General features: G+C 61.5%; 24 protein-coding genes. 13 read left to right on the plus strand and 11 right to left on the minus strand.

Going from position 1 to position 19,355, the window contains the following annotated elements:
* Positions 1-64 precede the first annotated feature (64 nt).
* A complete protein-coding gene (locus PGB28_RS08325) occupies positions 65-958 on the plus strand; it encodes a LysR family transcriptional regulator (protein WP_271421044.1) in 894 nt (297 codons plus the stop codon).
* Entirely contained in the window at positions 955-1,836 is an 882-nt protein-coding gene (locus PGB28_RS08330) for a DMT family transporter (RefSeq protein WP_271421045.1), read from the plus strand. Before PGB28_RS08325 ends, PGB28_RS08330 begins: the two co-directional genes overlap by 4 nt.
* Here PGB28_RS08330 and PGB28_RS08335 read toward each other — a convergent pair.
* Positions 1,833-2,174, minus strand: a complete 342-nt coding sequence (locus tag PGB28_RS08335) for an ArsR/SmtB family transcription factor (protein WP_271421046.1) — start codon at positions 2,172-2,174, stop codon at positions 1,833-1,835. The genes PGB28_RS08330 and PGB28_RS08335 overlap by 4 nt on opposite strands.
* A gap of 228 nt (positions 2,175-2,402) precedes the next feature.
* Here PGB28_RS08335 and PGB28_RS08340 point away from each other — a divergent pair, with 228 nt between their 5' ends.
* From PGB28_RS08340 to PGB28_RS08360, 5 genes are all read left to right on the plus strand, one after another.
* Entirely contained in the window at positions 2,403-2,741 is a 339-nt protein-coding gene (locus tag PGB28_RS08340; RefSeq protein WP_271421047.1) for an AtpZ/AtpI family protein, read from the plus strand.
* Positions 2,731-3,489, plus strand: a complete 759-nt coding sequence (locus PGB28_RS08345; protein WP_271421048.1) for a F0F1 ATP synthase subunit A — start codon at positions 2,731-2,733, stop codon at positions 3,487-3,489. Before PGB28_RS08340 ends, PGB28_RS08345 begins: the two co-directional genes overlap by 11 nt.
* 104 nt (positions 3,490-3,593) lie before the next feature.
* Positions 3,594-3,818, plus strand: coding sequence for a F0F1 ATP synthase subunit C (locus PGB28_RS08350; protein ID WP_022572950.1), 225 nt, complete (start codon positions 3,594-3,596; stop codon positions 3,816-3,818).
* A gap of 87 nt (positions 3,819-3,905) precedes the next feature.
* Complete coding sequence (locus PGB28_RS08355; protein ID WP_271421049.1) at positions 3,906-4,454, plus strand: F0F1 ATP synthase subunit B'; 549 nt, start codon at positions 3,906-3,908, stop codon at positions 4,452-4,454.
* Between the two features lie 4 nt (positions 4,455-4,458).
* On the plus strand, positions 4,459-5,016 hold the full coding sequence (locus PGB28_RS08360) for a F0F1 ATP synthase subunit B (protein ID WP_271421050.1): 558 nt from the start codon (positions 4,459-4,461) through the stop codon (positions 5,014-5,016).
* A 77-nt stretch (positions 5,017-5,093) separates the two neighbouring features.
* Here PGB28_RS08360 and PGB28_RS08365 read toward each other — a convergent pair whose 3' ends face one another.
* The 6 genes from PGB28_RS08365 to PGB28_RS08390 all read right to left on the minus strand — a co-directional run bounded on the left by PGB28_RS08365 (position 5,094) and on the right by PGB28_RS08390 (position 9,996).
* Complete coding sequence (locus tag PGB28_RS08365) at positions 5,094-5,630, minus strand: tetratricopeptide repeat protein (RefSeq protein ID WP_271421051.1); 537 nt, start codon at positions 5,628-5,630, stop codon at positions 5,094-5,096.
* Positions 5,631-5,704: 74 nt separating this feature from the next.
* A complete protein-coding gene (locus tag PGB28_RS08370; protein ID WP_271421052.1) occupies positions 5,705-6,508 on the minus strand; it encodes an ABC transporter permease in 804 nt (267 codons plus the stop codon).
* Between the two features lie 63 nt (positions 6,509-6,571).
* A complete protein-coding gene (locus PGB28_RS08375; protein ID WP_271421053.1) occupies positions 6,572-7,282 on the minus strand; it encodes an ABC transporter ATP-binding protein in 711 nt (236 codons plus the stop codon).
* 4 nt (positions 7,283-7,286) lie between these two features.
* Positions 7,287-7,736: a cupredoxin domain-containing protein gene (locus tag PGB28_RS08380; protein WP_271421054.1), complete on the minus strand. Its 450-nt coding sequence runs from the start codon at positions 7,734-7,736 to the stop codon at positions 7,287-7,289.
* Between the two features lie 34 nt (positions 7,737-7,770).
* Positions 7,771-8,736 (minus strand): YVTN family beta-propeller repeat protein, encoded by a 966-nt coding sequence (locus PGB28_RS08385; protein WP_271421055.1) that lies wholly within the window; start codon positions 8,734-8,736, stop codon positions 7,771-7,773.
* 84 nt (positions 8,737-8,820) lie between these two features.
* A complete protein-coding gene (locus tag PGB28_RS08390; protein ID WP_271421056.1) occupies positions 8,821-9,996 on the minus strand; it encodes an ABC transporter substrate-binding protein in 1,176 nt (391 codons plus the stop codon).
* A 178-nt stretch (positions 9,997-10,174) separates the two neighbouring features.
* Here PGB28_RS08390 and pedF point away from each other — a divergent pair, with 178 nt between their 5' ends.
* The gene (pedF, locus tag PGB28_RS08395) at positions 10,175-10,867 is read left to right on the plus strand and encodes a cytochrome c-550 PedF (protein ID WP_271421057.1); all 693 of its coding nucleotides are present in this window, start codon (positions 10,175-10,177) and stop codon (positions 10,865-10,867) included.
* A gap of 9 nt (positions 10,868-10,876) precedes the next feature.
* Positions 10,877-11,776 (plus strand): substrate-binding periplasmic protein, encoded by a 900-nt coding sequence (locus PGB28_RS08400; protein WP_271421181.1) that lies wholly within the window; start codon positions 10,877-10,879, stop codon positions 11,774-11,776.
* A 71-nt stretch (positions 11,777-11,847) separates the two neighbouring features.
* On the opposite strand, the gene PGB28_RS08405 is transcribed toward PGB28_RS08400, so the two are convergent.
* Both PGB28_RS08405 and PGB28_RS08410 read right to left on the minus strand, forming a co-directional pair.
* A complete protein-coding gene (locus PGB28_RS08405; RefSeq protein ID WP_271421058.1) occupies positions 11,848-12,717 on the minus strand; it encodes an FAD:protein FMN transferase in 870 nt (289 codons plus the stop codon).
* Complete coding sequence (locus PGB28_RS08410) at positions 12,714-14,813, minus strand: 4Fe-4S binding protein (RefSeq protein WP_271421182.1); 2,100 nt, start codon at positions 14,811-14,813, stop codon at positions 12,714-12,716. Before PGB28_RS08410 ends, PGB28_RS08405 begins: the two co-directional genes overlap by 4 nt.
* A gap of 88 nt (positions 14,814-14,901) precedes the next feature.
* Between PGB28_RS08410 and PGB28_RS08415 the strand changes: the two genes are divergently transcribed.
* Complete coding sequence (locus tag PGB28_RS08415; RefSeq protein WP_271421059.1) at positions 14,902-15,690, plus strand: ABC transporter permease; 789 nt, start codon at positions 14,902-14,904, stop codon at positions 15,688-15,690.
* Here the strand turns inward: PGB28_RS08415 and PGB28_RS08420 are convergent.
* Together PGB28_RS08420 and PGB28_RS08425 are read right to left on the minus strand one after the other, a co-directional pair.
* Positions 15,687-16,460 carry a FadR/GntR family transcriptional regulator gene (locus tag PGB28_RS08420; protein ID WP_271421060.1) on the minus strand — a complete coding sequence of 258 codons (774 nt, stop codon included), beginning with the start codon at positions 16,458-16,460 and terminating at the stop codon, positions 15,687-15,689. The genes PGB28_RS08415 and PGB28_RS08420 overlap by 4 nt on opposite strands.
* Before the next feature lie 66 nt (positions 16,461-16,526).
* The gene (locus PGB28_RS08425; protein WP_271421061.1) at positions 16,527-17,168 is read right to left on the minus strand and encodes a TetR/AcrR family transcriptional regulator; all 642 of its coding nucleotides are present in this window, start codon (positions 17,166-17,168) and stop codon (positions 16,527-16,529) included.
* Positions 17,169-17,255: 87 nt separating this feature from the next.
* Here PGB28_RS08425 and PGB28_RS08430 point away from each other — a divergent pair, with 87 nt between their 5' ends.
* The 3 genes from PGB28_RS08430 to PGB28_RS08440 all read left to right on the plus strand — a co-directional run bounded on the left by PGB28_RS08430 (position 17,256) and on the right by PGB28_RS08440 (position 19,342).
* Entirely contained in the window at positions 17,256-17,942 is a 687-nt protein-coding gene (locus PGB28_RS08430; RefSeq protein WP_271421062.1) for a PspA/IM30 family protein, read from the plus strand.
* A gap of 61 nt (positions 17,943-18,003) precedes the next feature.
* Positions 18,004-18,285 (plus strand): YiaA/YiaB family inner membrane protein, encoded by a 282-nt coding sequence (locus tag PGB28_RS08435; protein WP_271421063.1) that lies wholly within the window; start codon positions 18,004-18,006, stop codon positions 18,283-18,285.
* Between the two features lie 112 nt (positions 18,286-18,397).
* A complete protein-coding gene (locus PGB28_RS08440; protein ID WP_271421064.1) occupies positions 18,398-19,342 on the plus strand; it encodes an Lnb N-terminal periplasmic domain-containing protein in 945 nt (314 codons plus the stop codon).
* The last annotated feature ends 13 nt before the right edge of the window (positions 19,343-19,355 follow it).

A 19,355-nucleotide genomic window follows, 5' to 3' on the forward strand; every position in this document is an offset into this window, starting at 1 on the left:
TTGATGGCGCGCACAAAGCCTGTAAGCTGTGGGGCGAAATGCTCACGCTTGCACAGGGGCAGACATGGATAACTGGGACGAGGTGCGCACCGCCTATCAGGTGGCGCGCAAAGGTACGGTCAGTGGTGCGGCTGAGGCGCTGGGCGTGCATCATGCCACCGTGATCCGCCATATCGACGCGCTGGAGGCGCGGCTGGGGGTCAAACTGTTCCAGCGGCACGCGCGCGGGTATACGGCGACCGAGGCGGGCGAGGATCTGTGCCGCGTGGCCCAAACCACCGAGGATCAGTTCAGCCAGTTGCAGGGTCGTATCCGTGGCCAGGGTGATGCGGTGACCGGCGAATTGGTGGTGACGTCACTGGTGGGTATGGCACCGCTGCTGGCACCGGCGCTGGCGTCGTTTCAGGAGGACTACCCGGATGTGGTTCTGCGGTACCTGACGGGCGACCGCCTGTTCCGGCTGGAATATGGCGAAGCGCATGTGGCGATCCGGGCCGGGGCCGCACCGGACCAGCCCGACAACGTGGTGCAGCCGTTTTTTCAGAACCAGTCGGCGCTTTATGCGGCGGAAAGCTATGTCAAACGCTATGGCCGGCCGAAATCCGACGAAGAGCTTGCCGCGCATCGCTGGGTCGGGCCGGACAATGCGCAATCGCGCGCGCCGATGTTCCGCTGGATGCGTCAGGCAGTGCCGCAGGCCAAATTCGTCTTCAAGAGCTCTGACCCGCGCGCCATGGAACAGGCGGTTGTCGCCGGGGCGGGGCTTGGCTTTCTGTCTGTCTATGAGGTGAGTAATTATCCGGGGCTGATCGAGGTTATGCCACCGCGCAAGGAATGGGAGGCACCGCTCTGGTTGGTGACCCATGTGGATCTGCACCGCAGCGCCAAGGTTCAGACGTTTCTAAAGCACCTGAAGAGCTGGATTCCAACTTGGGAAAACCCGCGGACCAGTGCATGACGGACGCGATGCGCGGCCATCTGGCCATGTTGGTTTTTTCCGCGACTGTGGCAGGGTCGTTTTCTCTTGGCGTGCTGGCGGCGAATGCCATTGAACCCGCTGCGCTTCAAGCTGCGCGCTTTCTGCTGGCAGGGCTGCTGACCGGGACGTTGGCCATCGCGCTGGGTCGGGTGCGGCGCGCGCATTTCGCGGCACCCTGGCGCTATTTCGTTTTGGCGGCGTTTTTCGGAACCTATTTCGTGCTCATGTTCGAGGGATTCAAAACCGCAGCACCGGTCAGTGCGGCCGCGGTCTTTACCCTGACACCCGTGATGGCGGCAGGGTTCGGGTACCTGTTGATGCGCCAGATCATGACGCCACGCATCGCATTGGGGCTGGCGATTGGCGCGGCCGGCGCGCTTTGGGTGATCTTTCAGGGCAGTTGGCAGGCGCTCGCCCGGTTCGATGTGGGGCGCGGCGAGATGATCTATTTTGTGGGTTGCGTCAGCCACGCGGTCTATACGCCGCTTTTGGCCCGGCTCGTGCGGGGCGAGCCGCCGCTTGTTTTCACCACGGGAATCCTGATGGCGGGATCGGTGATGATCGGGGCCTATGGCTGGCAGGACATCGTGGCGACGGACTGGGCAAGCCTGCCCGCGATTGTCTGGATCACGCTCAGTTATTTGGTGGTCTTTGCCACTGCGGTTTCTTTCATGCTGTTGCAATATGCCTCGGTCCGGCTGCCTTCGGCCAAGGTCATGGCCTATACCTACCTGACGCCAAGCTGGGTGCTGTTGTGGGAACTGGCGCTGGGACATGGGGCGCCTGCGGTGCTCGTGCTGGCCGGAGTGGGAATGACCGTTCTGGCGCTGGGTGTCCTGCTCAAACCCGAAGACTAGTCGCTGTCAGAGGCTGCCGGGGCAAGCTGGGTTTCCAGAAACTTCTCGAAAGCGTCCAGATTGACCGGCTCGAACTGGCCAAACCCCTGCATCCAGACCGACGCATCGCGCAGCGCGTCAGGCTCCAGCTTGCACCATTTCACGCGGCCGCGCTTTTCCTGAGAGATCAGGCCCGCGCGGGTCAGGATCGTCAGGTGTTTTGAAATCGCGGCCAGCGACATCTCGAACGGCTCGGCCACGTCGGTCACGGCCATATCGTCTTCGAGCAGCATTGACAGGATGCTGCGCCGGGTCGGGTCGGCGAGGGCCGCAAAGACGATATCGAGTTGAGCGCTCATGTCGGGCATTCACCACGGGCCGGGTGTTTCGTCAACCGATTGGTTGAATATGCGCAAACGCTCTGAATCCGGCATTTCACGCTGAATGATGCGGGTTCGGTCGGTGCGCGATGGAAAAATTACGCATCCAGATCAATATCTTAAACGCACTCCGCCTGCGGCATTCCGGGCATTGACTCAGGCGATGCCGCGCCGTAGCAACCTCCCAAGATTTCTGAGGGGGTCCCTTTGCCGGATCAGGAGCATCGCAAACGGCTCGACGCGCTTGATGACCGCATCGCCGCGCTGAAAGGCAAAGAGCAAAAGCCCCACCAGGAAGAACACTATTCACAGGCCAATATGGCCTGGCGCATGGTGATCGAGCTTGTGTCCGGTCTCGGGATCGGATTTGGCATCGGCTACGGGCTGGACAGCCTGTTCGGCACTCTGCCGATCCTGCTGGTGGTATTTACATTGCTGGGCTTCGCCGCTGGCGTGCAGACGATGATGCGCACCGCGAACGAGCTCCAAAGGACGAAATCGGCCGAAGCGGCCGGAGAGGAAAAGAGGACCGAAGATGGCGACTGAAGCGCACGGTGCAGAAGAAGGCGGGCTGGTTTTCCACCCGATGGACCAGTTTATCGTGAAACCGCTGCTGGGCGGTGACGCGGTGCATTGGTACACGATCACCAATGTGACGCTGTGGCTGTTCCTGGCCGTGATCGCCGTTGTGGTCCTGCTGGTCGTGGGAACTTCACGCCGTGCTGTGGTCCCGTCGCGTAGCCAGTCCATCGGCGAATTGGCCTATGGCTTCGTCTACAAGATGGTCGAAGATGTGGCGGGCAAGGATGCCGTGGGCTTCTTCCCCTATATCATGACGCTCTTCATGTTCATCGTCTGCGCCAACTTCCTTGGCCTGATCCCGATGTCGTTCACCACCACCTCGCATTTTGCCGTCACCGTGGTGCTGGCGCTGCTGGTCTTTGTCACCGTGACCGTGCTGGGCTTTGTCAAGAACGGCACCAAGTTCCTCGGCCTCTTCTGGGTCAGCTCCGCACCTTTGGCGCTGCGCCCAATCCTGGCCGTGATCGAGCTGATTTCCTATTTCGTGCGCCCGGTCAGCCACTCCATTCGTCTGGCGGGCAACGTCATGGCCGGTCACGCGGTGATCAAGGTGTTCGCGGGCTTTGCCGCCATCGCCGTGATTTCGCCGGTGTCGGTTCTGGCGATCACCGCGATGTACGGGCTTGAAGTGCTGGTGTCCTTTATCCAGGCCTACGTGTTCACCATCCTGACATGCGTGTACCTCAAGGACGCGCTGCACCCGTCGCACTAAGGACAATGGTGGGCAGACATGCCCACCCTACGAAATTCGGCGGGCTTCGGCGCGCCGCAGTGAAAACCCTGAATTCCAACTTCCAATCGTAAGGAGATACCCCCATGGAAGGTCAACTCGCACATATCGGCGCAGGTCTCGCAGCAATCGGTTCCGGCGCAGCCGCCATCGGTGTGGGCAACGTTGCTGGCAACTACCTGGCCGGCGCTCTGCGCAACCCCTCCGCCGCCGCATCGCAAACCGCGACCCTCTTCATCGGCATCGCCTTTGCAGAAGCCCTGGGCATCTTCTCGTTCCTGGTTGCTCTGCTGCTGATGTTCGCCGTCTAAGCCTTACGGAACACTATCCTTACGCCTCGGTTGGGCGGGCCTGTTCCGCCCGACCGATGGTAACCGGAAGTTCCCAAGGAGGACGACATGGCAACTGAAACAACAGAAGCCGCAGCCGGACACGGGGCTGACGCCGCCGCATCCGCACCCGGCATGCCGCAGCTCGACTTCTCGAACTGGGGTAACCAGATCTTCTGGCTCTTGGTCACGCTTGTCGTGATCTATTTCGTCCTGTCCCGTATCGCGCTGCCTCGCATCGCGGCGGTTCTGGCGGAACGTCAGGGAACCATCACCAACGACCTCGCCAAGGCTGAAGAGCTGAAGCGTCAGGCGGTGGAGGCCGAAGAGGCCTATAACCAGGCGCTGGCAGATGCCCGTGCCGAGGCACAGAACATTATCGCCGAAGCCAAGGCAGAGATCACGGCAGAGCTTGCCGATGCCACGGCCAAGGCGGACGCCGAAATCGCAGCCAAGGCCGCGGAATCGGAAAAGGCGATTGCGGAAATCCGTGCAAGCGCGATGGAAAACGTTGTCATCGTCGCCAAGGATACCGCTGCGGAAATCGTGTCGGCGCTGGGTGGCAAGGCAGATGCCAAGACCATCGACGCAGCCGTCGCAGAACGGACAAAGGGGTAAGGCCATGCGTAAGCTTATGACATTGGCTCTGATCGCCTCGGGCAGCCCGGCTTTGGCCGCGTCCGGTCCGTTCTTTTCGCTGGGCAACACGGACTTCATCGTGCTGCTTGCCTTCCTGCTGTTCATCGCGGTCCTGATCTACTTCAAGGTGCCGGGACTGTTGGGTGGTATGCTCGACAAACGCGCCGAAGGGATCCGCAACGAGTTGGACGAAGCACGCGCGATCCGTGAAGAGGCGCAAACGCTTCTGGCTTCCTACGAGCGCAAGCAACAGGAAGTCAAAGAGCAGGCGGCCCGCATCGTGGAGCACGCCAAGGAAGAGGCACGTCTGGCCGGTGACAAGGCTCAGGAAGATCTGAAAGCCTCGATCGCGCGCCGTATGGCCGCTGCCGAAGATCAGATCGCTTCGGCTCAGGCCGGGGCCGTGAAGGAAGTGCGCGACCGCGCCGCTGCCGTGGCCATCGCAGCCGCGGAGCAGGTGATTGCCAAGCAGATGACCGCCGCGGACGCGGGCAAGCTGATCGACGACGCCATCGCGCAAGCGGGTGCCAAGCTGCACTGATCACGGATCAGGCTGAAGAATTGAAATCGCCCGGGCCTTGACTGGTCCGGGCGTTTCTCTTTTCGGTTATCTGCCGTTCAGAACAGTGGCGCGTATTTCCAATTGTCGGCATCCGGCGTCACTTCGTCGAGGTCATAGCCCGCCGCCTGCAATCGTTTCGCTACCTTGAGGCCTTCGGCAGCGGCCTCGTCCACCAGCGCCCGCCCGCGTGCTTCGTCGCGCGCAACGCCATGGCCGCGCATCAGGTTGATGCCATAGTTGAACTTGCCCACCGGGTCACCGAGATCGGCGGCGCGGCGATCCCATTCGGCGGCGGCATCGGGGTTGTATTCCCCGCCCAGCCCGTTGTTGTCGAGCTGGCTCATCCAGGTCATTGCGCCGGTATAACCCGCGTCGGCACAGGCCTGAAACAGGGTGCGGGCTTCTTCGTGGTCGCCCTTTTTGGTGATGTAATAGCCAGAGGCACAGGTCACCATGTCAGGCTTGCCCTCGGCGATGTTCTGCAGCACGCGGTTATAGCCCATCTCGGGCGGGTTGAGCGTGCCGCCAAGATCGTCATCGTCGGCCAGCAAAGGCGTGGCCAGACAAAGAACCGGCAAAAGCGTGCGCAGCATTTCAATTCTCCTTTCGGGTCGCGATTTCTTTTGAAGAAATCGGTCCGAAATCTTCTGAAGATTTCGGTACAGGGCTATCCGCCTTTCTTACGGCGGATCAGTGCTCGGGACGGATCATACCCCCAAATCGCCAATGCACCAAATGCGGCGGTGGCGAGCAAAGTCCAACCCAGCGCCTGCAGATTGAAATCCGCATAAAGCGCAAAGCGGATCAGCTCAACCGCATGGGTGAACGGGTTGGCGGCGCAGATGTCATGCAGGAGCCGCGAGCTTTCGGCCATTTTCCACAGCGGGTAGAGCGCGGAAGACAGAAAGAACATCGGGAAGATCACGAAATTCATGACGCCGGCGAAATTTTCCAGCTGTTTGATGAAGGACGACAGCGCCAGCCCCAGCGCGCCCAGCATCAGCCCGGCAATCAGCAGGGCCGGGAAGGCGGTAACATAGCCCCAGGGCGGCAGGGTGATGTCAAAGGCCCAGGCGATGAACAGAAAGGCATAGCATTGCAGGATCGAGATCAGCGTCGAGCCCAGCAGTTTCGACAGGAGCAGCCACCAGCGCGGCAATGGTGCGGTGAGCAAGAGCCGCATGGAACCCATTTCGCGGTCATAGACAAGGCTGAGTGAGCTTTGCATGCCGTTGAAGAGCAGGATCATCCCGCAAAGCCCGGGAACGATATAGATCTCGTAGGTGATATAGGTCTGGTAGGGGGGCGTGATCGACAGGCCCAACGCAGCACGAAACCCGGCCGCAAAGACCAGAAGCCAGACAAGCGGGCGGACCAGCGCGGCAATGAAGCGTTCACGCTGATGGATGAAGCGCAGCGCTTCTCGGGCTACGATCGCCGTCATGGCAGTGAGGTAGGGGCGGAGCGTCATGCGAGGGGTTCAGAACTTTCTTGCCTCCGGCGGGGATATTTTTGAGCCAGAGAAGGGACAGGGTCAGGCGGGTTCAGACGTGAGCGACAGGAAATAATCGGAAAGCGATTGGCTTTGGCGGAGTTCGGCCGTCCGACCTGAGGTGAGAAGCTGACCGCGATGCAGGATGGCCAGTTGATCATGGTCTTCGACCTCATCGGTGAGATGCGTGGCCCAGAGCACGGTGAGATTCTTCTCGGCGGCGAGGGCGTGCACATGGGCGGTGATGTCGGCCCGGGTGGCGGCATCAAGGCCAACAGTGGCCTCATCCAGCAGCAGGAAACTGGGAGAATGCAGCAATGCGCGGGCAATTTCCGTGCGGCGTTTATGGCCGCCATTGAGCGTGCGGCATTTCTCAGACGCTCGGGCCGTCAGGTCCAACTGGTCCAGTGCGGCGTCGATCCGTCGGGAGGCTTCGCGCCCGGACAACCCATGCAGGGCCGCGAAATAGCGCAGGTTCTGGCGGATCGTCAGGTCGAGGTCGAGTGTCGTCTGCTGGAACACAACGCCCATCTGCGCCAGCGCGGCGCGCGGCGTTTTGGCAAGGTCATGGCCGCCGATGGTGATGCGGCCCTCTGCAGTCGTAAACAACCGGGTCAGCAGGGCAAACAGCGTGGATTTGCCCGCGCCATTGGGGCCGAGCAGGGCGCAGAACGTGCCCGGCGCGATGGTCAGCGAGATGTCGTCGAGAGCCTGTTTTGCCCCATAGGCAAAGCTCAGGCCCTCGATTTTCAAGCCGTTATTTGATTGTGATTTCAAGGCGCTGGGTTTCTCCGGTGGAGCCGGGGATCTTGAGGTAGTAGTTGCCCGGTTTGATTGCGACAAAGCCTATTTCCATTTCACCGGCTTCGTCAAACTCGATGGAGTCGAGCCCCAGCGGGCGGATTTCCAGCCCTTCGACTACAATCTCGTCGATCCAGATGGCGCGGAAGAATTCGGGGCCGACAAGTGCCAGTTCCTGAGAGCCGTCGCCCTGGATTTCGAACTCGTAATAGGCACCCGATTTCAGTTCCCACGGGGCCGAGGTGAGCGGGATGCCTGCGCCGAGCTGGATGGGTTCGAGGTCGTGCTTGTTGGAGGCAGAGAGGATGCCCGCCATGCCAAAGCCGCGGTCGTCATCGTCATCATCGGCCCAGGCTGTAAAGGGCAGCGCGGCGGCAAAGAGGGCCGTTAGAAGGATGTTTTTCATCAGATATGTCCTGCTACTTGGAAAGGGGAAGAGATCAATTTGTAGGGCGGAACGCCGCCCCCCAGGGGAAACGACCGACCTTGATGGTCTTGATCGGTTTGCGCGAGGCCACGTCGATCACCGTCACGTCACCGGAGACACCGTTGGTGGTGAAGACCTGGCTGCGGTCGGCGTTGAAATCCATGTGCCAGACGCGGCGGCCTACAAGGATGTAATCCTCGACCTCGTAGGTCTCGGCATTCACGACGGCCACGTGGTTCGAGGGGCCAAGCGCCACATAGGCGTGGGTGTCACCGGCGGTGAATTCAAAGCCCACGGGCTGCACGCGGTCAGGATGTACATTGGCCACCTCAAAGCTGATCTTGGCTTTCTCGGTCTGGGTTGCCACGTCAAAAACCGAGATGGTGCCGCCGATTTCGGCCGAGACCCAAAGCTCGGTGCCGTCCTTGACGAATTCCGCGTGGCGCGGGCGGGAATCCACCAGCGTGTTGGCAAAGAGCCTTTGGGTTTCCGTGTCTATCCAATGCGCCATATTGGTGGTCTCGGAGGTGGTGATGGCGATCTTGCCATCGGGGCTCACGGCCATGCCTTCGGGCTCGATCCCCACGTCGATCTGGGCCACCACGGTGCGGGTTTCGGTGTCCACCACAGTGGTGATCGCGTCATCCTCATTGGCGATGTAGAGGTGGCGGTTATCTGGGTGCAGGACAAATTGTTCCGGGTCTTCCCCCGAGGGCAGTTCATGCAGGATCTTGCCGGTTTCGGGGTCCATGACCTGCACCGTGTCGCTGTCGGAGGCGCAGATGTAGAGCACCGAGTAATCCTTGGAAAAGGTGATGCCGCGCGGGCGCTCGCCCACCTCGATAGTGCGCACCACCTCCATGGTTTCGATGTCAATCACGCTGAGCGTGTCGTCCTTTTCGTTGGAGATCCAGATTTCATCCGCCAGTACCGGGGCGGTGGTCAGGAGCAGGGCAGTGAGGATCGGCAGGGATTTCATGATGTCGGTCCTTTTTGAGATGTCGGACCGGGGGCGCTGCCCCCGGTCCCCCGAGGTATTTTTGAACAGAAGAAGATCATGGGGTTAGTTAGCGAAGGCGGTGCATTGGCTTTCGGGTTCATCAAGGCCCAGCGTGTCCAACTCGGTGCGTTGATGCAGGAACCCCTCAAGCGGCGCATTGGCGACCAGTGCGCGGGCATGGACAAGCGGGATGGGCTGGCGCAGCTGGCCGTTCCATTGGCGGAAGGTGAGCGGGCGGCCTTTGAAACCCGCCAGTTCGAAATCATCCGACAGCATGAAGGCGCGCAAAGTCGCGGGATCGCCCGACCCGGCGCGTGTCACGGCCTCTCCGATGGCGCGGATGGCGGTCCATGCGGCGTAGTCTTCGGGACGCATCGGGCGCTCGGCATGTTCCTCGAACCGGCTTTGCAACTGCGCCGCCCCCCATTGTTCCACCACCGGCGCCCAGGTCACGGCGGTGAGACCCTCGGAGCCGGTCACGGGGCGGGCTTCCCATGTGTTGTAGAGAATGTAGCGGCCGAAATCATGGATCTCATCAGCCACCACCAGAGCGTCGTAATCGCCGAACTCTTGCGTGAAGAGCGGCACTTCCTGGGCCGCGTTGCGGCGCATGTCGGCGTCAAAGCCCCAATCCTTGCTTGCCGCCAGATCGAGCCGGAATTTGGCCAGAGACCGTTCCATTGCGGCGGCATAAGCCAGATCCTTGGGGTTCTGGCCGCGAATCATCACGATGTCGGACCAGCGCTTTTTCACGAAGAACTGAACCAGAGCATCGGTGCGCATCGAAAGTGACGGTGCGGTATGCAGCAGGTTGGCGCGGCAGGCATCCGAGCGCAGCGCCGGGTCTTCGGAGCCGACATTGAACAGCAGCTTGCCCGCGGCCTCGGGCAGGTCGGCAATTGCCGTGACCACATCGGCGGGTGCGTCGATCAGCAGGAAAGGCGCATTGGCCAGCGCGCTCCGGGCGGTGGCCAGAGGATCATCGCCTTCGGGGACGCGCGCCACGTCGAGCGTATAGTTGTGACCCATGAAACGGCCCGTGGTGGCGTTGTCCTTGAGTGCCACATGTGCGCCCGCTTCGCCCAGATCGCCGGGAATCGGGTCCAGATTGGACAGGACCGGCGGCGCAGGCTCTTCGACAATCAGGTGGGTGATGGGCACGGAAATTTCCGCGTGCGCGGGCAGTGTGGCCCACAAGCACAGCGCACAGGCCGACATGAACTGCCGAACAAGCTTCATGGGCGTATCCTCCTTGGACCAGACGCTACGGTTCCCGCGTGAGGGGCGGAATAAGACCATGGTCGGAATGTCGCAGCTTTGAGTGCAGAATCGGAACCAAAGTCCAATAGGCCGGTGCTGCATGGCAGCGTAGAACAGCTCAAATCTAGTTTCTGCCATGGGAGAACGGGAAATGGCTATGAAGTTTCGCAAAGTGAGCCTTGCCGCACTGGTACTGGGTCTGTCGGCGTCGATGGCGGGTGCCCATGGGGATGTGGCGCCGCAGCCGGTGGACACGACCGGGCTGCCCGAACTGGGTGATGAATGGCTGATCGAAAACCCCTATCGCGCCGAAGCGGTGGGCGAAGAGACATGGAAACGCGCGTTGGAGATCGGCTCGTCCGGGTACAACCAGAACTGTGCGCGCTGCCACGGGCTTGAAGTGGTGTCGGGTGGTCTGGCCCCCGATCTTCGCTTTCTTGAGGCCGAGGAATACGGCGATGAATGGTATATGGAGCGCTACCGCCTAGGCTATACCCAGAATGGCATCACCAAGATGCCGGCCTTTGAAGAGCTCTTGGGTCAGGAAGCCGGTTGGGCGATCCGTACCTATATCGAGACACGCCCTGACACCGACATGATGGAAGAGGCGTCGCCGGAGCTGAAAGAAATCCGCGATCAGCTTGCCGCATGGGCCGAGGATGCGTCGGGTGCGGATAGCGCAGGGGCGCAGGCCCGCCTCGCCGAAATCGCGGCGGGTATCGAGACGCTCTCCGGCGCGCCGGTGGCGGATTCGGTGGCCTATCGCGCTGCTAACCTTCTGGCAGCCGAACCGGACGCCTATGGCGAGGCGGCAGAAATCTTGACGATCGGTCTGTCTGCGGCTCATTGATAGGGCATGATGACACGATTCCTTAGATCCTTAGGGATACTGGCCACGGCCCTGCTGATTGCGGGGCCGGGTGCCGTTTGGGCCGAAGACCCCTGTGCCGATTATGTCCCGCAACCCAAGCCGCAAAACGCCTCGCGCGATATTGTCGGGCAGGAACTGGACCAGATCATGGAGCAGGGGCATATGCTCTTTGCGGTCTACGAGGACAACCCGCCCTATTCCTGGGAGGAAAAGGGCAAGCCCATGGGCGTGGATGTCGAGATTGCCCGGCTGATTGCCGAGAGCATCGGCGTGGAACCACGATTCAATTTCGTTGGGGCGGGCGAGAACCTTGAGGCGGATCTGCGCTTCAATCTGTGGAAAGGCGCGCTGATCGGTGGGCGGATCGCCAATGTCATGATGCGCGTCCCCTATGACAGCAAGTTCAAGTGCCGCGTCGAGCAGGTGGTCTTTACAGGGCAATATGCGGGCGAAAGCATCGCCATTGCCTATCGCAAAGAAGCCTATCCGGAGGAAAAGCCGGTCCCGGCCTATTTCCGGTTTGATACGGTGGCGGTCGAAAATGACTCGATTGCCGATTTCTATCTGACCCAGCTGGTTGGGCCGGACAATGTGAAACGCTACCCCACGACAGCGCTGGCGATGGAGGCATTGAAGGCAGGCGAGACGATGGCCGCGATGGGGCCGCTGGCGCAGCTGGAACATGGGCTGGATGATACGGTAGGTGTGCATCAGCCGCCGCTGGTGGGGTTCGCGGTGAGCAAGTGGACGCTGGGCGTGGGGGTGCATTTTGCCTATCGCCCACTGAGCTACGCGGTGGATGACGCGATTTACGCGGCGCTGTCCGATGGTCGGATCGCCGGGATTTACGCGTCTTACGGGCTGACACATCTGGCGCCGGAGCGCTGATGTTCAGGGGGTGAAGGGGGCTGTCTGCCCCCTCACCGAAGGTATTTCAAACAGAAGAAGATGCGGGCGTGTCAGAGCGTTGTCAGGTCGCCTTCCGCTGAGACGAGCCTGACGCTGTGGATTCCGGGCATCCGCGCCAAATCGCGGGCTTGCTCCAGCGGGGCCAGCGTCAGAGCGGTCGAGAGGCCATCCGCCAGGGTTGCGCTATCCGCGACAACGGAAACCGTGGACCAGCGCGGGCGCGCGCTGACATGCAGGATATGGCCGCCGGGGCCCAGCGGCGTGGCGGCAGGGCTTGAGGTGGCAACGGCAGCGTTTTCCAGCGTGACATGTCCAAGATGGCCATGGCCCGGGTCAGACAGGCCCAGTCGGTAGGGGCCGCCAAGTGCGGCGAATTCGCCGATATTGATCAGGCTTTGGGTGAGACCTGCATTGGCCAGAAGCGCTCGAATGCGATCCGTGGCATAGCCCTGTGCGATGCCGTTCAGGGTGAGTTTCTGGCCTTTGTCCAGCACAAGCCGCGCGCCGTCCTGCCGGGTGCGGTGCCAGCCGATCAGGGCGCGGGCGGGGGCCGGGTCATGGCCCTTGGCCAGCGCTTCCCAGAGCGGTTGCACGGTGGGATCGAACAGGCTCTCCGTTATGCTGTGCAACCGGTCGATGGCGGGCAGGAGGCTTTGCCAGGCGGGGCTGAGCTCCAGATATCCGGTGGTGTTCAGGCGGGTGATCTCGCTGTCCGGATCATAGAGGGAAAAGGCGGCTTCGATGCTGGCCAGTTCCCTTCGGATGGCGGCGATCAATGGGGCAGGATCTTCAGGCGTTTGCAGTGAGACCGACACCTCAGCCCCCAACGCAAAGCCGCTCCATGTATGCGGGCGGGCCAGTGCCGGGGTCGCGGCCATAGCGGCGGAGATGGCAAGGAAACGGCGGCGGCTCAGGGTCATTCGGCGGCCACCTTTCTTGCACGACTGCGCGCGGCGAGGATCAGTGGCACGCATTGCGCCTCGTCATCATGGATCGTCACGCAGTCGAGGCATCCGAAACATTCAGTATAGTCGATCTTGCCGGATTTCTCGATGGCCCCGTATTGGCATTTCACCCGGCAAAGCTGGCAGGGCGAGCCGCATTCGGCGCGTCGGTCGATCCAGTTGCGCCCCCTGAGCCAGCCGCCGATAGCCATGAGCGCGCCCAGGGGGCACACATAGCGGCAAAAGCCCTTGAACAGCACCATGGAGAGCAGCAGCCAGAAAGCGGCATAGGCCACGTAGTACCATTCGCGGACGAAGAAGGTGGTGATCGCGGTTTTGAACGGCTCCACCTCGGCGGCCTTGTCGGTGAAGTCCGGCGCAAAGATCACCACGCCCATCAGCGAGGCGAGCAGCACGTATTTGAGGTATTTCAACCGCGCGTCCCAGCGAGCCGATGGTTCGATCTGGGGAAGGCGCAGGATGCGGCCGAGATGGGCGGCGAATTCCTGAAGCGCGCCAAAGGGGCAAAGCCAGCCGCAGAACAGCGCGCGGCCCCAGAGCACGAAGCCAAGGATCGTCACGCCCCAGATCACCAGCGAGAAGGGATCATAGAGCAGGAAACTGTAGGAGCCGCCATCTATGCCCGTGCGCAGCGTGGCCAGCGGGGTCACGATAGAGAGCTGTCCCTGTCCCCACCAGCCGATAAAACCTGTGACAAAGGCAAGGATGCCAAGACGGATCGGGGTGAAATACTGATGCCCGGCCAGACGGTTGAGGCTGAGCCCCAGAAGCAGCACAAGCGCAGCAAGGAACAGCCCCAACACCACAAGGTCCTCGGCCCGGTTGCGCAGCGCATCGAGCCAGGGGGGTGCGGGTTTGATCACCTCGGGGCGTTTGAAGAAGCGTTCATCGGTGACATGTTCGGCCTCAAGCGTGACTGTGCCGACCTCGGGCTGGAACATGCCGTGTTCGCGGATGGCCGAAATCTGCATCGTATAGGGTGAGGCCGGATCAAAGCCCAGCCGACGGTCGGTGCGCAGGATCAGAGCCGCTCCGAAATCGGCCGCCTCGTGCAGCGCGTCGGGAACGTCATCGGCCAGCCCGACGATCAGGTCCGCATCCCGCAGGGCCACCGGGAAGCCGGATTGCTCCATGCCGATCCAATCGGGCGAGGTGTTGCGCACGAACTCGTCCGAGACCAGCCCGTGGCGTGCGGTTTCGACCACCAGAAGCGGTTCGTCATTGTCCGAGATTTCAAGGAACCGTTGCAGGTCATTGTAGCTGTCCTCGGACAGGACGGCGCGCGCGATGGATTTGGGGCCAAGGTCGACGACCCAGAAGTCGAGGTAGAGGTCTTCGGGATTGTCCGTGGCCTCGGGATCGTCATCGTCCCAGACGGTGCCTGCGAATTTCTCATTCACCTCGGCGTTGGTGACCTGAAAATTCTTCACCAGCCCCTGCGCGACAAGGTCGTCCCAATTCAGCTCCTCGTTATGATCCGGATCGGGAAAGGCGGGTGGCCCGCTGTCCACATGGCCCATCTTTTCGCGCGCGATCTGCAATGCGGCGGCCAGTATCGATTCATGGGCTATGCGGACCGAGGCCGTGGCTTTGGTCACCCCGTCGAGATAAACCAGAGACGAACCGCTTCCCCCGCCGCCATAGGGGGTGCCGACCACCATGGAATCATTGATCGACAAGCCCCGGTATTGTTCGAAAAACGTGTGGAATGGTGCCTCGCCCAGCCCCGAGACAAAGATCGGTTCATTATGGGACAAAAGCCGTACATCGAGAAACCGGCCCTCCAGATCCAGCGTGACCAGCATGTTGATCGGGGCACCGGAAAAGCCGGGCAGGGGGGCGATGGGCAGGGTTTCAAAGACATATCCGGCCTCGGCCCCGCCGGAGTTCAGGAGAGAGTAGAGCCCGCTGTCATTGAGTTCCGGGCCCAGCTCCATCGGGGGTACGATCAGCGGCGCAATCTCTTCGCGCGGCAATGGCTCGGCCCAAACGGGAACGGCCGCGAAAATCCACGCGGCAAGCCATAAAAAGATGCGGCCAAGTCCTCCCATGGCGGCGAAGATACGCGCGTGCGCGGGCGCAGAGGAATGAGACGATGGTCGCAGGGCGGGCTGGCTCAAGCTGTGGCAGATTTCTGCCATGAAAAAGGATACCGGCAAGCAAACCCCATCGGCGCCTGTGTTGGCTCTATCTGTCGCGGCCCTGATCGTGCTGTGGCAGATCTCGGCATGGCTGACGGCGGATGCCACGATCATGCCGGCACCATTAGAGGTCTGGCGTACCATGCGGTCCGAGGCTGCGAGCGGAGAGCTGGGACACCATATGTGGGCCACGTTCCGCCGTGTGGTTCTGGCTTTCTCATTGGCGATGGTGTTGGGCGTTGCGATTGGCGTTATCTTGGGCCTCTCGGCGCGCGCCAACCGGTGGTTCGGGGCTTGGATCGTGGTGTTCCAGAACATCCCGGCGCTGGTGGTGATCGTGCTGTGCTATCTTTGGATCGGACTGAATGAGACGGCGGCGATTATTGCCGTGGCGGTCAACAAGACCGCAATGGTGGCTGTGACGTTGCGCGAAGGGGTGCAGGCGGTGGACCCGCGCGTGAATGACATGGCAAAGGTCTTTGGCATGGGCCGCGCCCGGTGGCTGATCCATGTGCTGATGCCACAGCTTTGGCCCTATCTGGCGGCGTCGATGCGCAACGGGCTGGCGATCATCTGGAAGATCGTGCTGGTGGTGGAATTTCTTGGCCGGTCAAATGGGGTAGGCTTCCAGATTCACCTGTATTTCCAGCTGTTCGAAACCGGTTATGTGCTGGCCTATGCGTTCAGCTTTGTCGCGGTCATGCTATTTCTGGAATATGCAGTCCTGCAAAGCGTTGAACGGCGCACCACGCGGTGGAGACGGCTGAGCGCGGGGCAGGCGGCCTAGAGTTTGCGCATCTGCTCATGCTCGAACCTCTGCCGCGCAATGCCCTCGTTGCGTTCAGCCCGGGCATGGTCACGCAGGGCGGCCTGGACATAGTCAAGATGGGTCTCAATCGCGGCGCGGGCGGCGGTGCCGTCGCGGGCCTGCAGCGCGTCGTTGATGGCGCGGTGTTGGGCCAGAAGCGAATCCCGCGTCATGCGCTGTTTGAACATGATCTGGCGGTTGTAGAAGACACCCTCGCGCAGCAGCTGGAACATGGACCGCATCATGTGCAGCATGATCACGTTATGGCTGGCCTCGATGATCGACAGGTGAAACTCCGCGTCCAGCGCTGCCTCGTCGCCCGGATCGCGTTTGGCATGGGCGGCTTCCATCTTGTCATAAATGGTCTGGATCACTTTGAGATCGGTGTCCGATCCCAGCCGCGTGGCGCGTTCCGCGGCCAGCCCTTCCAGGTCGCGGCGAAAGGACAGGTAGTCATAGACCGCTTCGTCGTGATCGGCAAAAAGCTGGATCAAGGCCGGTGAAAAGGCCGAACCCAACACGTCAGCCACAAAGATCCCGGCACCCGCGCGACTGCTGAGCAGCCCCTTGTCCTGCAGTTCTGCGACCGCCTCGCGGACAGAGGGGCGGGAGACTTGCAACCGTTCGGCCAGTTCCCGTTCGGACGGCAGCCGCTCACCCGGGCGCAAAATGCCGCGCAGGATCAGCTTCTCGATCTGGCGCGTCACGGCGGTGGAGAGTTTTTCGGGCTGAACGGGTTGGAAAGGCATGGGGCGCTCCGGCAATTGGTCAGATTATATGACCACCTTAACGGAGGGCCAAGCGGTTTTCCGGGGTCACCCTGTCTCGCCCGGAATGGCCAGATGCGCGCCACGGGTCATGGCGCTGACCAGCGCGCTGACCTCGGATTTCAGCGCCTCCATTGGCAGGCCGACAAACCGCCCCTGCAAAGCAAGCAGCACCACGCCATGCACAGCGGCAAATGTGGTGCGCGCGCGCAGGATCAGCGTCGCCTCATCGAGATCGGGGCGCAGGTCTTTGAGCGGTGCGATGATCACCTTGATCAGCACTGCGTGATCCTGCTTGTGCCAATCCGGTGCCTCGCGGCCCTGCGCCATACGATGGTCAAAAAGCGCGATCCAGAGCCGCTGGTTGGCGCAGGCGAAATCCACATAAGCCGAAGCCAGCGCCTGCATCACTTCTTCCGGTTGGGCGTCCGTCCCGGGTAGGGCACCGGTCAGCGCCGCCCCCAGCTTTTGCAGCGTGCGCGAGTTCACATGCATCACCAGCATGTCCAGATCCTCAAACGCATTATAAAGCGCGCCAAGGGCACATCCGGCTTGTTGGGTCACGGCGCGGGCCTTGAGCCCTTCGATTCCGTGTTGGGTGATCTGGTCTTCGGCGGCATCAATCAGCCGATTGCGGAGGTCAGCACGTTTTTTTTCTCGTTTGTTTTCCATGGCTTCCTCAAATTTCATGAACAGTGTTCAAAATAATTCTTGAACGCCGTTCATTTTCGCCTTACCCATAATTCATGAACAGCGTTCATAAATGAGGAGGCCATGATGTTCAAGACGATAACCACATTGCTTCGAAGCCGCAGCCATGATGTGGCCGAGGCGATCACGGATGCCAACGCCCTGCAGATCCTGCGCCAGCAATTGCGCGACGCCGCTGCCGGGCTGGAAAGCGCCAAACACGCGGTTGCCGTTGTCATGGCCTATGCCCAGCGGGAACGCAAAGCCATGGCACGGCTGGACCGTCAGCACGCAGAACTTGAAGAGCGGGTACTGGACGCGCTGCGCAAGGACCGCGAGGACCTGGCGGCGGAAGGGGCCTCGGCCATTGCAGAACTGGAAGCAGAGCGCGCCGCCTGTGCCAAATCCATCGCGCATTATGATGGCGAAATCCGCAAACTGCGCGAACAAGTAAGCCTTGCCGAACACCGCCTTCGCACGCTTCAGCGTGGCAAACAGATCGCCGATGCGGCGCAACGCACCCAAAAGCTGCGTGGCACCATGCCCGATGGCGTGTTGGCCAGCCTGCGCGAAGCCGAAGCCACGCTTGAGCGTTTGCAGGGGAGGCAGGACCATGCCGAAGAGGTGGAGGTTGCATTGGCGGAGATCAATGCAGGTTCCAGCGCCGAGGCGACCTCGGCCCGGTTGGCTGCTGCTGGCTGTGGCGCGCCGCTACGCTCCGAGGCGGCGGAAGTGCTGGCCCGGTTGCGGGCACAGGCCGCGCCGTCCACCTGATCCAATCCATCATCGACACATCCCCGGGGGCACTTCCCCCGGATACAGAAGGAGAGACCCCATGACCGAATACACCCCCAAAGTTTCGAAAGCCTGGAACAGCTTTACCTATATTATGTTCTCGATTGCCGTGGGCATGATGGCGGCGGGCATCTGGAACCTTGAGGCCAGCCTCACCGCCAAGGGATATTACGCGATGGCGGCGCTGATGCTGGTCTATACCACGGCGGCCATCACCAAGGCTCTGCGTGACCGCGAAGAGAGCGACCGCATCTACAACAAGCTGGAAGATGCCCGGACCGAGCGTATGCTGGCGGAAGTGTCTTCCAGGGACGACGCCTGATCCCCGGCACCCTGCGGGCCTGGACCTTTCCCGGTCCGCAGGGCGCACTGAATGCCTATGATGCCTTAAGAGGTTCGTTATGTCCCGGTCTCTTCGCTTTTTCTTGCACGCCATGTTCTTTGTAATCGTTTCGTCAGGGGCTGCATGGTCCGTCACGGCGATCTGGCTCAATCTGGACGGCTTGGCGCGCGCAGGCGCTCTTGGCCTTTTGGGGAGCGCCGTTTTGGCCACGCTCTTCGCCCGTTTCCGCCGCCGCCGGTTGGGATGGGCGGCGCTGGGGCTGTCGGCGCTGGGCGTGGTCGGCTGGTACCAGACGATTGAGCCGCGCGATGACCGGAACTGGGCGTTTGACGTGGCGCGCGGGGTCAAGGCGGAGGTGACGGGAGATCAGGTCACGCTGCGTGATCTGCGTGATTTCGACTGGCAAACCCAAACGATCGCGACGGAGCGCTGGATCACAAAGGACTATGACCTGAATCAGTTGCAAAGCGTGGATATGCTTACCTCGGTCTGGGATAGCCCGGACATCGCACATCTTCTGGTCAGTTTCGGGTTCAGCGATGGCGAGCGGGTCGTGTTTTCCGTCGAAATCCGCCGTGAGCTGGGTGAGGACTTCAGCCAGATCGGCGGGTTTTTCCGGCAGTTCGAGCTTGTCCTCATTGCCGCGACCGAACAGGATATCGTTCGGCTGCGCACGGATAAGCGCCGCGAACAGGTGCGTCTGTTCCCCGTTGATCTGACTCAGGAGCAAATGCGCACCATGTTCATGTCCTATGTGGAACTGGCGCAGGAACTGGATGCGGAGCCACGGTTCTACAATACCATCGCGGCCAATTGCACCACGGTGGTCTACGGATTGGCCCGCAGCCTGAAATCCGACCTGCCGCTCCGCAAGAGTCTGATCCTGTCCGGTCGGTTGCCGGAATACCTGGACGATCTGGGCGTTCTGGGGGGTGAAGGGTCGCTTGCCGACCGGCAGGCGTCCGCGTTGATCATGGCCGATGCGCAGGAGCGTTATCCCGAGATGAGCTTTTCCCAGGCGATTCGCGCGCGGTGACCTTTGGGCACGC

The organism is Primorskyibacter aestuariivivens (genome assembly GCF_028023675.1).
Classification (GTDB): Bacteria; Pseudomonadota; Alphaproteobacteria; order Rhodobacterales; family Rhodobacteraceae; genus Marinovum; species Marinovum aestuariivivens.

Coding starts and splice junctions, on each gene's coding strand:
- PGB28_RS08325 (WP_271421044.1), top strand. CDS start 65: ATGGATAACTGGGACGAGGTGCGCACCGCCTATCAGGTGGCGCGCAAA.
- PGB28_RS08330 (WP_271421045.1), top strand. CDS start 955: ATGACGGACGCGATGCGCGGCCATCTGGCCATGTTGGTTTTTTCCGCG.
- PGB28_RS08335 (WP_271421046.1), bottom strand. CDS start 2,174: ATGAGCGCTCAACTCGATATCGTCTTTGCGGCCCTCGCCGACCCGACC.
- PGB28_RS08345 (WP_271421048.1), top strand. CDS start 2,731: ATGGCGACTGAAGCGCACGGTGCAGAAGAAGGCGGGCTGGTTTTCCAC.
- PGB28_RS08350 (WP_022572950.1), top strand. CDS start 3,594: ATGGAAGGTCAACTCGCACATATCGGCGCAGGTCTCGCAGCAATCGGT.
- PGB28_RS08355 (WP_271421049.1), top strand. CDS start 3,906: ATGGCAACTGAAACAACAGAAGCCGCAGCCGGACACGGGGCTGACGCC.
- PGB28_RS08360 (WP_271421050.1), top strand. CDS start 4,459: ATGCGTAAGCTTATGACATTGGCTCTGATCGCCTCGGGCAGCCCGGCT.
- PGB28_RS08365 (WP_271421051.1), bottom strand. CDS start 5,630: ATGCTGCGCACGCTTTTGCCGGTTCTTTGTCTGGCCACGCCTTTGCTG.
- PGB28_RS08370 (WP_271421052.1), bottom strand. CDS start 6,508: ATGACGCTCCGCCCCTACCTCACTGCCATGACGGCGATCGTAGCCCGA.
- PGB28_RS08380 (WP_271421054.1), bottom strand. CDS start 7,736: ATGAAAAACATCCTTCTAACGGCCCTCTTTGCCGCCGCGCTGCCCTTT.
- PGB28_RS08385 (WP_271421055.1), bottom strand. CDS start 8,736: ATGAAATCCCTGCCGATCCTCACTGCCCTGCTCCTGACCACCGCCCCG.
- PGB28_RS08390 (WP_271421056.1), bottom strand. CDS start 9,996: ATGAAGCTTGTTCGGCAGTTCATGTCGGCCTGTGCGCTGTGCTTGTGG.
- pedF (WP_271421057.1), top strand. CDS start 10,175: ATGAAGTTTCGCAAAGTGAGCCTTGCCGCACTGGTACTGGGTCTGTCG.
- PGB28_RS08400 (WP_271421181.1), top strand. CDS start 10,877: ATGACACGATTCCTTAGATCCTTAGGGATACTGGCCACGGCCCTGCTG.
- PGB28_RS08405 (WP_271421058.1), bottom strand. CDS start 12,717: ATGACCCTGAGCCGCCGCCGTTTCCTTGCCATCTCCGCCGCTATGGCC.
- PGB28_RS08410 (WP_271421182.1), bottom strand. CDS start 14,813: ATGGGAGGACTTGGCCGCATCTTTTTATGGCTTGCCGCGTGGATTTTC.
- PGB28_RS08415 (WP_271421059.1), top strand. CDS start 14,902: ATGAAAAAGGATACCGGCAAGCAAACCCCATCGGCGCCTGTGTTGGCT.
- PGB28_RS08420 (WP_271421060.1), bottom strand. CDS start 16,460: ATGCCTTTCCAACCCGTTCAGCCCGAAAAACTCTCCACCGCCGTGACG.
- PGB28_RS08425 (WP_271421061.1), bottom strand. CDS start 17,168: ATGAAATTTGAGGAAGCCATGGAAAACAAACGAGAAAAAAAACGTGCT.
- PGB28_RS08430 (WP_271421062.1), top strand. CDS start 17,256: ATGTTCAAGACGATAACCACATTGCTTCGAAGCCGCAGCCATGATGTG.
- PGB28_RS08435 (WP_271421063.1), top strand. CDS start 18,004: ATGACCGAATACACCCCCAAAGTTTCGAAAGCCTGGAACAGCTTTACC.
- PGB28_RS08440 (WP_271421064.1), top strand. CDS start 18,398: ATGTTCTTTGTAATCGTTTCGTCAGGGGCTGCATGGTCCGTCACGGCG.